General features: G+C 65.1%; 12 protein-coding genes. 10 read left to right on the top strand and 2 right to left on the bottom strand.

What is annotated here, in order from left to right; all coding sequences use genetic code 11:
• Positions 1–5 precede the first annotated feature (5 nt).
• Positions 6–2,072, bottom strand: coding sequence for a transketolase (tkt, locus tag C795_RS0113165; protein ID WP_017794219.1), 2,067 nt, complete (start codon positions 2,070–2,072; stop codon positions 6–8).
• Between the two features lie 80 nt (positions 2,073–2,152).
• Between tkt and C795_RS0113160 the strand changes: the two genes are divergently transcribed.
• The gene (locus tag C795_RS0113160) at positions 2,153–3,079 is read left to right on the top strand and encodes a heme o synthase (RefSeq protein WP_026139672.1); all 927 of its coding nucleotides are present in this window, start codon (positions 2,153–2,155) and stop codon (positions 3,077–3,079) included.
• Positions 3,080–3,116: 37 nt separating this feature from the next.
• On the top strand, positions 3,117–3,917 hold the full coding sequence (locus C795_RS0113155; RefSeq protein ID WP_017794217.1) for a methyltransferase domain-containing protein: 801 nt from the start codon (positions 3,117–3,119) through the stop codon (positions 3,915–3,917).
• 10 nt (positions 3,918–3,927) lie between these two features.
• Here the strand turns inward: C795_RS0113155 and C795_RS0113150 are convergent, their stop codons facing one another.
• The gene (locus C795_RS0113150; protein WP_026139671.1) at positions 3,928–4,878 is read right to left on the bottom strand and encodes a COX15/CtaA family protein; all 951 of its coding nucleotides are present in this window, start codon (positions 4,876–4,878) and stop codon (positions 3,928–3,930) included.
• A gap of 267 nt (positions 4,879–5,145) precedes the next feature.
• Here C795_RS0113150 and sufB point away from each other — a divergent pair, with 267 nt between their 5' ends.
• The 8 genes from sufB to gndA are packed head-to-tail and all read left to right on the top strand — an operon-like array spanning position 5,146 to position 13,102.
• Positions 5,146–6,564, top strand: coding sequence for a Fe-S cluster assembly protein SufB (sufB, locus tag C795_RS0113145; protein ID WP_017794215.1), 1,419 nt, complete (start codon positions 5,146–5,148; stop codon positions 6,562–6,564).
• A gap of 2 nt (positions 6,565–6,566) precedes the next feature.
• Positions 6,567–7,745 (top strand): Fe-S cluster assembly protein SufD, encoded by a 1,179-nt coding sequence (gene sufD / locus C795_RS0113140; RefSeq protein ID WP_017794214.1) that lies wholly within the window; start codon positions 6,567–6,569, stop codon positions 7,743–7,745.
• Positions 7,745–8,071: a non-heme iron oxygenase ferredoxin subunit gene (locus C795_RS0113135; protein ID WP_017794213.1), complete on the top strand. Its 327-nt coding sequence runs from the start codon at positions 7,745–7,747 to the stop codon at positions 8,069–8,071. Before sufD ends, C795_RS0113135 begins: the two co-directional genes overlap by 1 nt.
• Positions 8,072–8,075: 4 nt before the next feature.
• Positions 8,076–8,834, top strand: a complete 759-nt coding sequence (sufC, locus tag C795_RS0113130) for a Fe-S cluster assembly ATPase SufC (protein ID WP_017794212.1) — start codon at positions 8,076–8,078, stop codon at positions 8,832–8,834.
• Between the two features lie 36 nt (positions 8,835–8,870).
• Positions 8,871–9,194, top strand: coding sequence for a metal-sulfur cluster assembly factor (locus C795_RS0113125; RefSeq protein WP_017794211.1), 324 nt, complete (start codon positions 8,871–8,873; stop codon positions 9,192–9,194).
• Positions 9,195–9,198: 4 nt separating this feature from the next.
• Entirely contained in the window at positions 9,199–10,728 is a 1,530-nt protein-coding gene (zwf, locus tag C795_RS0113120; protein WP_017794210.1) for a glucose-6-phosphate dehydrogenase, read from the top strand.
• Positions 10,725–11,657: a glucose-6-phosphate dehydrogenase assembly protein OpcA gene (locus C795_RS0113115; RefSeq protein ID WP_017794209.1), complete on the top strand. Its 933-nt coding sequence runs from the start codon at positions 10,725–10,727 to the stop codon at positions 11,655–11,657. The genes zwf and C795_RS0113115 overlap by 4 nt, the downstream gene beginning before the upstream one ends.
• Entirely contained in the window at positions 11,654–13,102 is a 1,449-nt protein-coding gene (gene gndA, locus C795_RS0113110) for an NADP-dependent phosphogluconate dehydrogenase (protein ID WP_017794208.1), read from the top strand. Before C795_RS0113115 ends, gndA begins: the two co-directional genes overlap by 4 nt.
• Position 13,103 lies beyond the last annotated feature (1 nt).

The raw sequence follows: 13,103 nt of genomic DNA, 5'->3' as shown, positions 1-13,103 counted from the left end.
AGTAACTAGGCCTGAGCCAAGCTGTCGTGCGCCGCCGCCACAACGGCGTCGGTGGTGATGCCGAACTTCTTGAACAGCGTCTCATAGTCGGCTGATGCGCCAAAGGTTTCAATCGAAACTGAGCGGCCAGCGTCGCCCACGTAGCGCTCCCAGCCGAGCGAAATGCCGGCCTCGACGCTCACGCGTGCCTTCACATTGGCGGGCAGCACCTCTGCGCGGTAATCGGGGGTCTGCTCGGCAAACCACTCGAGACAGGGGGCCGACACGACGCGCGCGCCAATGCCCTCGGCCGCGAGACGCTCGCGCGCCTCCACGGCGAGCTGCACCTCGGAGCCCGTGCCAATGAGGATGACGTCGAGGTTACCAGTGGGGGAGTCGGCGAGCACGTATGCGCCGCGGCGCACACCCTCGTTCGCGGTGCCCTCGAGCACGGGCACGTTCTGGCGCGTCAGCGCGAGGCCGGTGGGGCCCGCGTGACGGCTCAGCACCTCGTGCCACGCAATAGCGGTCTCGTTGGCGTCGGCGGGGCGCACCATCGCGAGGTTGGGGATCGCACGCAGTGCGGCAATGTGCTCGACCGGCTGGTGCGTCGGGCCGTCCTCACCGAGGGCGATCGAGTCATGGGTCCACACGAAGATGCTGGGCACGTTCATGAGGGCCGCGAGACGCACGGCGGGGCGCATGTAATCAGCGAACTGCAGGAACGTGCCGCCGTAGCTGCGCGTGTTGCCGTGCAGCTGAATGCCGTTGAGGATCGCGCCCATGGCGTGCTCGCGAATACCGAAGTGCAGCACGCGGCCGTACTCGTTACCCGTCCAGGAGGACGTCGAGTGGTTCGCGGGCACGAAGGATGCGGCGCCGGGAATCGTGGTGTTGTTCGAACCGGCGAGGTCGGCAGAGCCGCCCCACAGCTCGGGCATGATCGGGCCGAGGGCGGCAAGCGTCTTGCCGCTGGCCGCGCGGGTTGCGATGCTCGCGCCCGTCTCGAACTCGGGCAGCGCCTCGAGTGCGCCCGCGGGCAACTCGCGCGCCTCGAGCCGATCGAAGAGCGCCTTGCGCTCGGGGTTCGCGGCGGCCCACGCGTCAAAACGCGCCTGCCACTCAGCGCGGCGAGCCGCACCGCGGTCGACCGCGAGGCGAGTGTGCTCAATGACCTCGGGGGCTACGGCGAAGTGCTGATCCGGATCAAATCCCAGAGCGGTCTTCAGGCCAGCGAGTTCGTCAGCACCCAGCTTCGAACCGTGGATGCCGCCCGTGTTCTGCTTACCGGGCGAGGGCCAGCCAATGACGGTCTTGAGGATGATGAGGCTTGGCTTGCCGGTCTCGGCCTTGGCCGCTTCGATCGCACTGTTGAGCTCGGCGATGTCCTCGACATACGCGCCGGTCTTCTTCCAGTCGACCTCGATGACCTGCCAGCCGTAGGACTCGTAGCGCTTCGCCACGTCCTCCGAGAAGGAGATGTCAGTGTCGTCCTCGATCGAGATCTGGTTCGAATCGTAGATCGCGATCAGGTTGCCGAGCTCCTGGTGGCCTGCGAGCGACGAAGCCTCGCTCGTGACGCCCTCCTGCAGGTCGCCGTCGCCCGCGATCACGTAGATGTTGTGGTCGAAGGGGCTCGTGCCGGGGGCGGCCTCGGGATCAAACAGCCCGCGCTCGTAGCGCGCGGCATACGCGAAACCCACGGCGGAGGCGAGGCCCTGGCCGAGCGGGCCGGTCGTGATCTCGACGCCGTCGGTGTCGCCGTACTCGGGGTGACCGGGGGTCTTCGAACCCCAGGTGCGCAGGGCCTTGATGTCCTCAAGCTCGAGGCCGTAGCCACCGAGGTACAGCTGCACATACTGCGTGAGGGACGAGTGCCCGATCGAGAGAATGAACCGGTCGCGACCCGCCCACTTGTGGTCTGCCGGGTCGTGGTTCATGACCTTCTGATGCAGCAGGTACGACACCGGTGCCAGGCTAATTGCCGTACCCGGGTGGCCGTTGCCCACCTTCTCGACAGCGTCCGCCGCCAACACGCGCGCGGTATCTACCGCTTTGTTGTCGAGCTCTTCCCACTGCAGTTCGTTACCCAAGGCACACCTTTCCTCGTTACGTGCGCGTGAATGCGCACCCTCCGAGAGTCTACAGACTCGAATAGGTATCATGGGGTGTGATGTCCACCCAGAATGAAGCTCCGGTTCAGGCTCCCGCGACCCGTCGGTCGGTGGGGCGCACGATCAAGAACTACGTCGCGCTCACGAAGCCGCGCGTTATGGAGCTGTTGCTCGTTGTCACCGTGCCCGCCATGATTCTCGCGGAGGGTGGGCTGCCGAACCTGTGGCTCGTGCTCGCAACCCTCATCGGCGGCGCGATGAGCGCCGGCTCGGCGGGCGCGTTTAACTGCTACATCGACCGCGACATGGATCGCAAGATGAAGCGTACGAAGAGCCGGCCGCTCGTCACGGGAGAGATCTCCGACCGCAACGCGCTCATTTTCTCCTGGGTGCTCGGCGTGCTCTCTGTCGCATGGCTCGCGCTCACGACGAACTGGCTCGCGGCTGCCCTCGGTGCTGGCGCGATCTTCTTCTACGTCGTGATCTACACCCTGCTGCTCAAGCGTCACAGCGAACAGAACATCATCTGGGGTGGCATCGCAGGCTGCTTCCCGGTGCTCATCGGGTGGGCAGCCGTGACCGGTTCACTCGACTGGGCCGCCTGGGTGTTCTTCCTCATCATCTTCCTCTGGACCCCGGCCCACTACTGGCCGCTGTCGATGCGCTACCGCGAGGACTACGCCGCCGCCGGAGTGCCGATGCTCGGCGTGGTGCGTGGGCGAGTCACCGTCGGTCTGCAGATCATTCTGTACACGTGGGCCACCGTCGCATCAAGCCTGCTGCTGATCCCGTTCGGGCCGATGGGCTGGACGTACACGGTCGTCGCCGTCGCCGCCGGCGTGTACTTCCTGGTCGAGGCGCACCGGCTCTATGGCAGCGCGATTCGCGGCCACGAGGGCAAGCCCATGCGCGTGTTCCACAGCTCGATCACGTACCTCTCGGTGCTGTCGATCGCGATTGCAGTGGACCCGCTGCTTCCGTTCTAGCCGATTCGTCGCCCGCCCGGCTGCTACATTGTGGGCCATGGCTGACGATTACGCACATGGGCACCACGCGAGCGTGCTGCGCTCACACACCTGGCGTACCGCCGAGAACTCCGCGGCATACCTGCTGCCCCGGCTTGCTGCCGGGCAGCGCGTGCTCGACGTGGGCTCGGGCCCAGGCACGATCACGGCAGATCTCGCCCGGATCGTGGCCCCCGGGCTCACGGTCGGGCTCGACGCCTCGGCCGAAGTGATCGCGAAGGCCGCCGCCGATTTTGTCTCGTCCGCGCAGCCGAACCTGCGGTTTGAGACCGGGGACGCCTACGCGCTCGAGTACGCGGATGACTCGTTTGACGTGGTGCACGCCCATCAGGTGCTGCAGCACGTCGGCGACCCGGTCGCCATGCTGCGCGAGATGCGTCGCGTCACGGCCCCGGGCGGCACCGTTGCCGTGCGCGATGTTGACTACGAGGGCGTCATCTGGTCGCCGCGGTTTCCCGAGCTCGATGAGTGGCTCGCGCTGTACCTGCGCGTGCACCGCGGTGTGAGCGGAGAGCCGGCTGCCGGCCGCTATCTCAAGAGCTGGGCGCGTGAGGCCGGGTTTACGTCGGTCGCGTGTACGGCCTCGCTGTGGCTGTTTGAAACCGACGAAGACCGGGCGTGGTGGGGTGGCATGTGGGCCGAGCGTGCCCTCGAATCGGCGTTCGCCGACAACGCGCTGCGGCTCGGGCTCGCCGACCGCGTCGCGCTGGAACGGATCTCAGCGGGCTGGCGGCGGTGGGCAGAGGATCCCGACGGCTGGCTGTTGATGCCGCACGCCGAGATCCTCGCCGCTGTGTAGCGCTGCTTCGTTACTTCGCAGTGGCCGTTGCGGCCTCAACCTCGGCCACCGGGCGCTTAAGACGCAGCACCGCGACGGTCATCGTCGCGGTCGTGAGCGTCGCCAGCACCATGTGCACGCCCACCGCAAACGGGGGCAGACCCTCGCGGGCCTGGTAGACGCCCACCAGAATCTGTACGACGAGCACCGCGAGAAGCGTCACGAGCCAGGGGAGCGGCCGCAGCTTCTTCGCTGCAGCCCACACCACGAGCGCTACGGTGCACGCGAGGGCCGCGTATCCGGGCCACGAGTGCACATGGCTCATGAACGTCGCGTCGACACCGTCGCGCTGAATCGTGGCGTCGCCCGAGTGTGGGCCCGAAGCGGTGGTAATCACTCCGAAGAGCACGGTGACGGCCATGACCAGCGTCGACACGTGTGTGGCGATGCCGAAGGGCTTCGGGACGACCGAGACCCGCTTGCCGCGAGCCTCATTCATGCGTGCCAGATACGCCGCGGTGAGGCACACCAGCACGAGTGAGACAACGTAGTGGAAGGCCACGAGGTTGGCGTTCAGGTGCATCCAGACGATCACGCCGCCCACGAAGGCCTGCAGCGCGACAAGGCCCAGGATGACGCAGGAGAGCGAGAAGAGGTCTCGCCGCTCTGCGCGAATGCGCCAGCTGAAGATGACGACGAGCAGACCGGCAATGAGGAGCGGGCCAGAGATTGTGCGGTTCCCGAACTCGATGAGGGAGTGGTACGTCAGCTCCTGGGTGGGGACCAGCGAACCGGGAGCGCAGAGCGGCCACTCGGGGCAACCGAGGCCCGAACCCGTGAGGCGCACCGCGCCGCCGGTCGCGATAATCAGCGTGTTGAGTGCAAATGAGGCCCACGCGCTGAAGCGCAACCACCGCGAGGTGACGGCGCCAGGGGCGAGGGTTTCCCTCGCGGGGGATTTGCTAGCGGTCGCGCGAGACAACGGGGCTCCTCTCAAGCCGCTTCCTATACACCAGGGCAGTTGGCGTGCCCCTCCCGTTTTCAGACAAAAAACTGTAGAATAGGAAGCTGTGGTTGTGATCGTCGATCCGATTGGCAATTTCTCGCTCTCGGATCGCCATCGGTTGCGGCCCAGACTACTGCACCGTGGCAGGGAACCCGATGAGTGCGGCCTTGGCCGCCGGGCCACTAATTCGGCGCGGCATGGGGTTTCTCGCGAGACGGACTGAACTAACTATAGGGAGGGATCATGCCAGAGGTATTGATCGACCGGCCCGAGCTTGAAGGCTTGGGCCAGTACGAGTTCGGCTGGCACGACACCGATAAGGCCGGTGCGCTAGCAAAGCGTGGCCTTAGCGAGCAGGTCGTGCGTGAAATCTCTGCTCTGAAGAATGAGCCAGAGTGGATGCTTGAGCGACGCCTAAAGGCCCTTAAGATCTTCGAACGCAAGCCCATGCCCACGTGGGGTGCCGACCTGTCGGGCATCGACTTCGACAACATCAAGTACTTCGTGCGGTCGACCGAAAAGCAAGCGACCAGCTGGGAAGAGCTTCCCGAGGAAATCAAGGAAACGTACGAGCGCCTCGGTATCCCCGAGGCCGAGCGCCAGCGCCTCGTCGCCGGTGTCGCCGCTCAGTACGAGTCCGAGGTTGTCTACCACCAGATCCGCGAGGATCTGGAGCAGCAGGGCGTTCTGTTCCTGGACACCGACACCGCGCTCCGCGAGCACCCCGAGATCTTCGAGCAGTACTTCGGCACGGTCATCCCGTCGGGTGACAACAAGTTCGCCGCGCTGAACACCGCCGTGTGGTCAGGTGGCTCGTTCGTGTACGTGCCAAAGGGTGTGCACGTCGAGATCCCGCTTCAGGCTTACTTCCGTATCAACACGGAGAACATGGGCCAGTTTGAGCGCACGCTGATCATCGCCGATGAGGGCAGCTACGTTCACTACATTGAGGGCTGCACGGCTCCGATCTACAAGTCGGACTCGCTGCACTCGGCCGTCGTCGAGATCATCGTGAAGAAGAACGCCCGCGTTCGATACACGACGATCCAGAACTGGTCGAACAACGTCTACAACCTCGTCACGAAGCGCACGATCGCTGAAGAGGGCGCGACCATGGAGTGGGTCGATGGCAACATTGGCTCCAAGGTCACCATGAAGTACCCTTCGGTGTACCTCGTGGGCGAGCACGCAAAGGGCGAAACCCTTTCGGTCGCATTTGCCGGCCCCGGCCAGCACCAGGATGCGGGCGCCAAGATGGTGCACCTCGCTCCCCACACGAAGTCTTCGATCCTGTCGAAGTCGATCGCTCGTGGTGGCGGACGCACCGGCTACCGCGGCGAGGTGCGCGTTGAAGCCAATGCTCACCATGCTGCCAACTCGGTGGTGTGTGACGCGCTGCTCGTAGACACGATCTCGCGAAGCGACACCTACCCGGCGATCGACATTCGCACTGACGACGCGACGCTGGCACACGAGGCCACCGTGACGCGCGTGAGCGAAGAGCAGCTCTTTTACCTCATGAGCCGCGGTCTCTCCGAAGAGGAGTCCATGGCAATGATCGTGCGCGGCTTTATTGAGCCGATTGCCCGCGAGCTGCCCATGGAGTACGCGCTCGAACTGAACAAGCTCATTGAGATGAGCATGGAAGGATCCGTCGGTTAACGATGTCAACGCTTCAGACAGAACAGCACGGGTTCAAAGCCCACTCTGACGGAGACTGGGACAACCGGGCACCGATCCAGACGCGCTCACAGCGCTTCAAGTCCACCAACATCGCTGATTTCCCCGAGGTCACCGGTCGCGAGGTCAATTGGAAGTACACGCCCGTCGCACAGCTGAAGGGCCTGCTCTCAGGCGAGCTGCGCGGTGGCGAACTGCCGAGCACGATCAGCGAGGCCGACGGCCTCAAGATCAGCTTCATTCCAATGGACTCCGAGCTCGTTGGCCGTGCGGGTCTTCCCGAGGACCAGGCCGCCGCAAACGCATGGGGTCAGGCCCAGGTCGCTCAGCACATTCTGCTGACGAGCCCCGAGCGTCAGACCGTCACGATCCAGCGCTCGGCACTGGGCAGTGACGCGACCGCCGCTCACACCATCATCGAGGCAGCTCCGCAGGCCGAGGCGCTCGTGATCATCGAGAACTCGGGCAGCGCAAACCTGACCGAGAACGTCGAGATCGTTGTCGGTGCGGGCGCAAACCTCACCGTCGTGTCGATTCAGGAGTGGGACGCAGACGCGATCCACCTGGCAAGCCACAACGTCACGGTCGGCCGCGATGCGAACCTGCAGCACATCGTGGTTTCGCTCGGTGGCAAGGTCGTGCGCCTCAACCCGTCGATTCACCTCGACGAGCAGGGCGCAAACGGCGAATGCTACGGCGCGTACTTCGCCGATGCTGGCCAGCACCTCGAGCACCAGGTCTACATGGATCACAATGCTCCCCGCACCCGCAGCCGCGTCGCCTACAAGGGCGCACTGCAGGGCGAGGGCGCACACGCTGTTTGGATTGGCGACGTGCTGATTCGACGTGTCGCGGCGGGCACCGACAGCTACGAGGAGAACCGCAACCTCACGCTGACCGAGGGCACGCGCACCGACTCGATCCCAAACCTGGAGATCGAGACCGGCGACATCGCCGGTGCCGGGCACGCGTCTACCACGGGTCGCTTTGACGAAGAGCACATCTTCTACCTGCAGAGCCGTGGCATCTCCGAGGACGAGGCTCGCAAGCTGGTTGTGCGCGGCTTCCTCGTCGAGGTGATCCAGCGCATCGGCAACGAGCAGATCGAAGAGCGCCTGCAGCGCGCTATCGATGCGGAGCTCGAGCAGAGCGTGCTCGCGTAATGGCTCGCCAGAAAGCGATTGCCCTCGCAGACCTGACCCAGGATCAAGCGGTCAAGGTCGATGTTGACGGGGTGCCGATCGCTCTCGTGCTCGACTCGAGCGGTGTAGTGCACGCAATTGGCGACACCTGCACCCACGGTCAGATCAGCCTGTCCGAGGGTTTTGTTGAGGACGACACCCTTGAGTGCTGGGCGCACGGCTCCCAGTTCTCGCTCACCACGGGTGTGCCGCAGAACCTTCCGGCGTACGAGCCGGTTCCCGTTTATGTCGTCGAGATCGAAGACGACGACGTGTACATTGACCCCACCATCACGAAAGAGATTTAAAGCTATGGCTTCCGTTCTTGAAATCAAGGACCTGCACGTCAGCGTCACGACCGAGCAGGGCGACAAGGAGATCCTGAAGGGCGTGGACCTCACGCTCAAGCAGGGCGAGATCCATGCCATCATGGGCCCCAACGGCTCGGGCAAGTCCACCCTGTCCTACGCAATCGCGGGCCACCCCCGCTACGAGGTCACGAGCGGCTCCATCACGCTCGACGGTGAGGACGTCCTCGAGATGAGCGTCGACGAGCGCGCACACGCGGGCCTGTTCCTCGCGATGCAGTACCCCGTCGAGATCCCCGGCGTGACCAACTCCAACTTCCTGCGCACCGCGAAGACCGCAATCGACGGCGAGGCCCCGGCCATTCGCACGTGGATGAAGGACGTCAAGGCAGCAATGGACAACCTCCGCATGGACCAGTCCTTCGCGAACCGCAACGTGAACGAAGGCTTCTCGGGCGGCGAGAAGAAGCGCAACGAGATTCTGCAGCTCGAGCTGCTGAAGCCGAAGTTTGCCGTGCTCGACGAGACCGACTCGGGTCTCGATGTTGACGCGCTGAAGATCGTCTCCGAGGGTGTCAACCGCGCCAAGGAGAACACCGGCCTGGGCGTCATGCTCATCACGCACTACACGCGCATCCTCCGCTACATCAAGCCCGACTTCGTGCACGTCTTCGTTGACGGCCGCATCGCCGAAGAGGGTGGCCCCGAGCTCGCTACCCGACTCGAAGAAGAGGGCTACGACCGCTTCCTCACCAAGGCGTAAGCTACTCCTATGGCTGACGAAGCGGTAGTTTCACCTATGTCGATTGATCCCGACTTTCGGGAACAAGCGATCGAGGCGTTGAAGAACGTCTCCGACCCTGAGCTGGGCGTGAACATCTACGACCTGGGCTTGATCTACGATCTAGCCTTCGACGAAGAGCACGATGCGCTCGTTATCAGCATGACGCTCACGAGCGCGGGTTGCCCGCTCACCGACGTCATCGAGAACGACATCGCTGAGTGCCTTGATGGGCTCGTGACGGCGTTCCGTATCAACTGGGTATGGATGCCGCCGTGGACCCCGGCACGGATCACCGACGATGGGCGCGACATGATGCGCGCTCTGGGCTTCTCGATCTGATCCGGTGAGCCCGAACCCGCTCCGTTCGCCCGGCGATCCGCGTCTTAACCGGATCGCCGGGCCGAGCTCCCTCGTCATCTTTGGGGTGACGGGGGATCTGTCTCGCAAGAAACTGATGCCAGCGGTGTACGACCTCGCGAACCGGGGGCTTCTGCCCCCGGGTTTCGCGCTCGTCGGCTTTAGCCGACGGGACTGGGCGGACCGCGACTTCGCGGAGATCGTGCACGATGCCGTGCGTAAGTACGCTCGCACCCCATTTCGGGAGTCCACCTGGCGGCAACTCGTCGAGGGAATCCGGTTCGTGCAGGGCCGTTTCGATGACCCCGACGCCTACGTCCGTTTGCGTGAGACCGTTGACGCGCTGGATCGTGAGCGCGGCACCATGGGCAACCACGCCTTTTACCTCTCGATTCCCCCCAAATCTTTCCCCGAGGTGGCCCACCACCTGTCAAGTTCGGGCCTTGTTGACCGTAAGACCGACGACCAGCGTTGGCGTCGCGTCATCATCGAGAAGCCCTTTGGCGAAGACCTCGAATCAGCACAGGCGCTGAACGCGACGCTCGAACACGCCTTCCCCGCAGATTCGATCTTTCGGATCGACCACTACCTCGGCAAAGAGACAGTTCAGAACATCCTGTCGCTCAGGTTCGCGAACTCGATGTACGAGCCGATCTGGAACCGCAATTATGTCGACCACGTGCAGATCACGATGGCCGAAGACATCGGTGTCGGCGGTCGTGCGGGGTACTACGACGGCGTCGGGGCAGCCCGCGACGTGATCCAGAATCACCTGCTGCAGCTGCTTGCGCTGACCGCGATGGAAGAGCCGATCTCGCTCAGCGCCGATCATTTGCGCGCCGAAAAGGAAAAGGTGCTCGAGGCAGTTCGGCTCCCGGACAACCTCGCTGAAGCTACTGCGCGCGGCCAGTACGGTGGCGGCTGGCAGGGTGGCGAACTCGTGCGCGGGTTCCTCGCCGAAGACGGCATGAACCCGCAGTCGCACACCGAGACGTACGCCGCACTCAAGCTGGTTGTGAACACCAGACGGTGGGCCGACGTACCCTTCTACCTGCGCACCGGCAAGCGTCTCGGGCGCAGGGTCACCGAAATCGCCGTCGTATTCCGTCGCGAGGCCGGCGAGCTGTTTGCCAAGACGCACGGCACCGACATGGGGGCCAACGCCCTCGTGATTCGCGTGCAGCCCGATGAGGGCATCACGATGCGGTTCGACGCCAAGGTGCCGGGAACCGGGACCCGCGTGCGCGACGTCACGATGGACTTTGGGTACGGTCACGCCTTCACTGAGGCCAGCCCCGAGGCCTACGAGCGCCTCATCCTCGACGTGCTGCTCGGCGATGCGCCGCTGTTCCCGCGGCAGGCTGAGGTGGAACTGTCCTGGAAGATTCTTGACCCGATCGAGCGGTTCTGGGAATCCCAACACGAGCCTCCCGAGCAGTACGCGCCCGGTTCATGGGGCCCCGAATCGGCCCACGCGCTCATCGCGCGGGACGGCAGAAGCTGGAGACGGCCGTGATCGAACAGCTCCCCAACACGACCGTTAGCAAGATCGCCAATCGACTCGTGTCGCTGCGTCTCGAGGGCGGCGTCTCGGCTCTGGGGCGCGTGCTCACCCTCGTGATTTCTGCGACTGATCCGGTGGACGAAGCGGCCGTCGAGGCCGCCAACCACGCGTCGAGCGAGCACCCGATGCGCGTGATCGTGTTGGTGGCATTGCCCGAGGCCTCCGAGTCGCGGCTCGACGCGGAGATTCGCGTCGGCGCCGATGCCGGGGCGAGCGACGTGATCATTTTGCGCGCGTACGGCGAGGTGTCCAGCGGGCTCGAGAGCCTCGTGAATGGCCTGCTGCTGCCCGACGCCCCGGTGGTCGTGTGGTGGCCGGGCGAAGCCCCCGAGCTTCCCGGGGCGGACCCGCTGGGCCGCATCGCCCAGCGCCGCATTACCGACAGCGCGGCCGTTGACGCGGACGCTTTTACCGATCGCGTGCTCGCCTACACGCCGGGCGACACGGACCTCGCGTGGACGCGCCTCACCCGCTGGCGGGAATACCTCGCCGCGATCCTGGATCAGGCTGGGTTTGGCCCGGTCACCTCGGTAGACGTGGTGGGCGGCCTCGATTCGCCCTCGACTCGCGTGCTGGCCGCCTGGCTAAAGCTCGCGCTCGAGGTGCCCACCGAGTTTCAGATTGTACGCGACGACTCACCGCTTGGCGGGGTGCGATCGGTCACGCTGCACAGCGCGAACGGCGCGGCGCGACTTGCGCGCGTGGCTCCGGATCGGGCCGTGCTCAGCCAACCGGGTCAACCGGATCACGAGATCGTGCTGCCGCGGCGAACACTGCGGGAGTGCATCGCAGAAGAGCTGCGTATCCTCGACGAGGACGTCACCTACGGTCGCGTTGTTGGGCAACTTGAATTAGACACACGAACGGAGCAGCCCGCATGAGCGTAGGCGCATCACACGGTCCAGCCAACATTGGCGTCGTCGGTCTCGCGGTCATGGGCGCCAACCTGGCGCGCAACCTTGCGAGCCGCGCGGGCAACACGGTCGCCGTGTTCAACCGCAGCCACTCGCGCACCGAGGCCCTCGTTGCTGAGTTCCCCGAGGCAGGCTTTGTGCCCGCGGCCTCCTACGAGGCGTTTGCCGCGAGCCTCACGAAGCCGCGCACCGCGATTCTGATGGTGCAGGCCGGGGCCGCCACCGATGCCACGATCGAGGCACTGACCGCCGTGTTCGAGCCGGGCGACATCATCGTCGACGGCGGCAACGCCTACTTTCCCGACACGATTCGCCGTGAGCGGGCGCTGCGCGAGCGCGGCATCAACTTTGTGGGCGTCGGCATCTCGGGCGGCGAGGAGGGGGCGCTGAACGGCCCGAGCATCATGCCGGGTGGTTCTGACGAGGCGTGGGCCACCCTCGGCCCGATCCTCACGAGCATCGCCGCCGTCGCCGAGGGGGAGCCGTGCGTCTCCCACGTCGGCCACGATGGGGCTGGTCACTTCGTCAAAATGGTGCACAACGGCATTGAGTACGCCGACATGCAGCTCATCGCGGAGGCCTACGACCTGATCCGGCGCGGCACCGGCAAGTCACCCGCCGAGATCGCCGACATCTTTGCGGAGTGGAACACGGGGGAGCTGGAGTCCTACCTCGTCGAGATCACCGCCGAGGTGCTGCGCCAGGTAGATGCCACCACCGGGGCGCCGCTCGTCGACGTGATTCTTGACCAGGCCGGGGCGAAGGGCACCGGGGCGTGGACCGTGCAGACGGCGTTGTCGCTCGGTGTGCCGGTGTCGGGAATCGCCGAGGCAACGTTTGCGCGCTCGCTGTCAGCCCAGGCCGCTCAGCGGGCCGCCGCCACGGCGCTCCCTGGGCCCGATGAGACGTTTGCGGTCGCCGATGAGGCGGCATTTATCGAAGACGTTCGCCAGGCGCTGTACGCCTCAAAGATCGTCGCCTACTCGCAGGGATTCGACGAGATTCGGGCCGGGGCGGCCGAGTACAACTGGAGTATCGATCTGGGCGCGGTGTCGCGCCTGTGGCGAGCCGGCTGCATCATTCGCGCCCAGTTTCTGAACCGCATTGCCGACGCGTTCGCAGCGAATGAGCAGCTCACGCTTCTGATGGCTGCGCCCTACTTCGCCGACGCACTCGCGCGCGGCCAGGGTGCCTGGCGGCGCGTGGTGGCTGCGGCCGCACAGGCCGGGATCCCAGCCCCAGCGTTCTCCTCATCGCTGGCCTACTACGACGGGCTGCGCGCAGACCGCCTGCCAGCTGCGCTCATCCAGGGACAGCGGGACTTCTTCGGCGCGCACACCTACCGGCGCACCGACCGCGACGGGTCGTTCCATACGCTGTGGTCGGGAGACCGCAGCGAGGTGGAGGCATAGC

Source organism: Leucobacter salsicius M1-8 (assembly GCF_000350525.1).
GTDB lineage: Bacteria > Actinomycetota > Actinomycetes > Actinomycetales > Microbacteriaceae > Leucobacter > Leucobacter salsicius.
The sequence above is the reverse complement of the archived record's forward strand: the minus strand, read 5'-3'. Positions and strand labels throughout refer to the sequence as shown.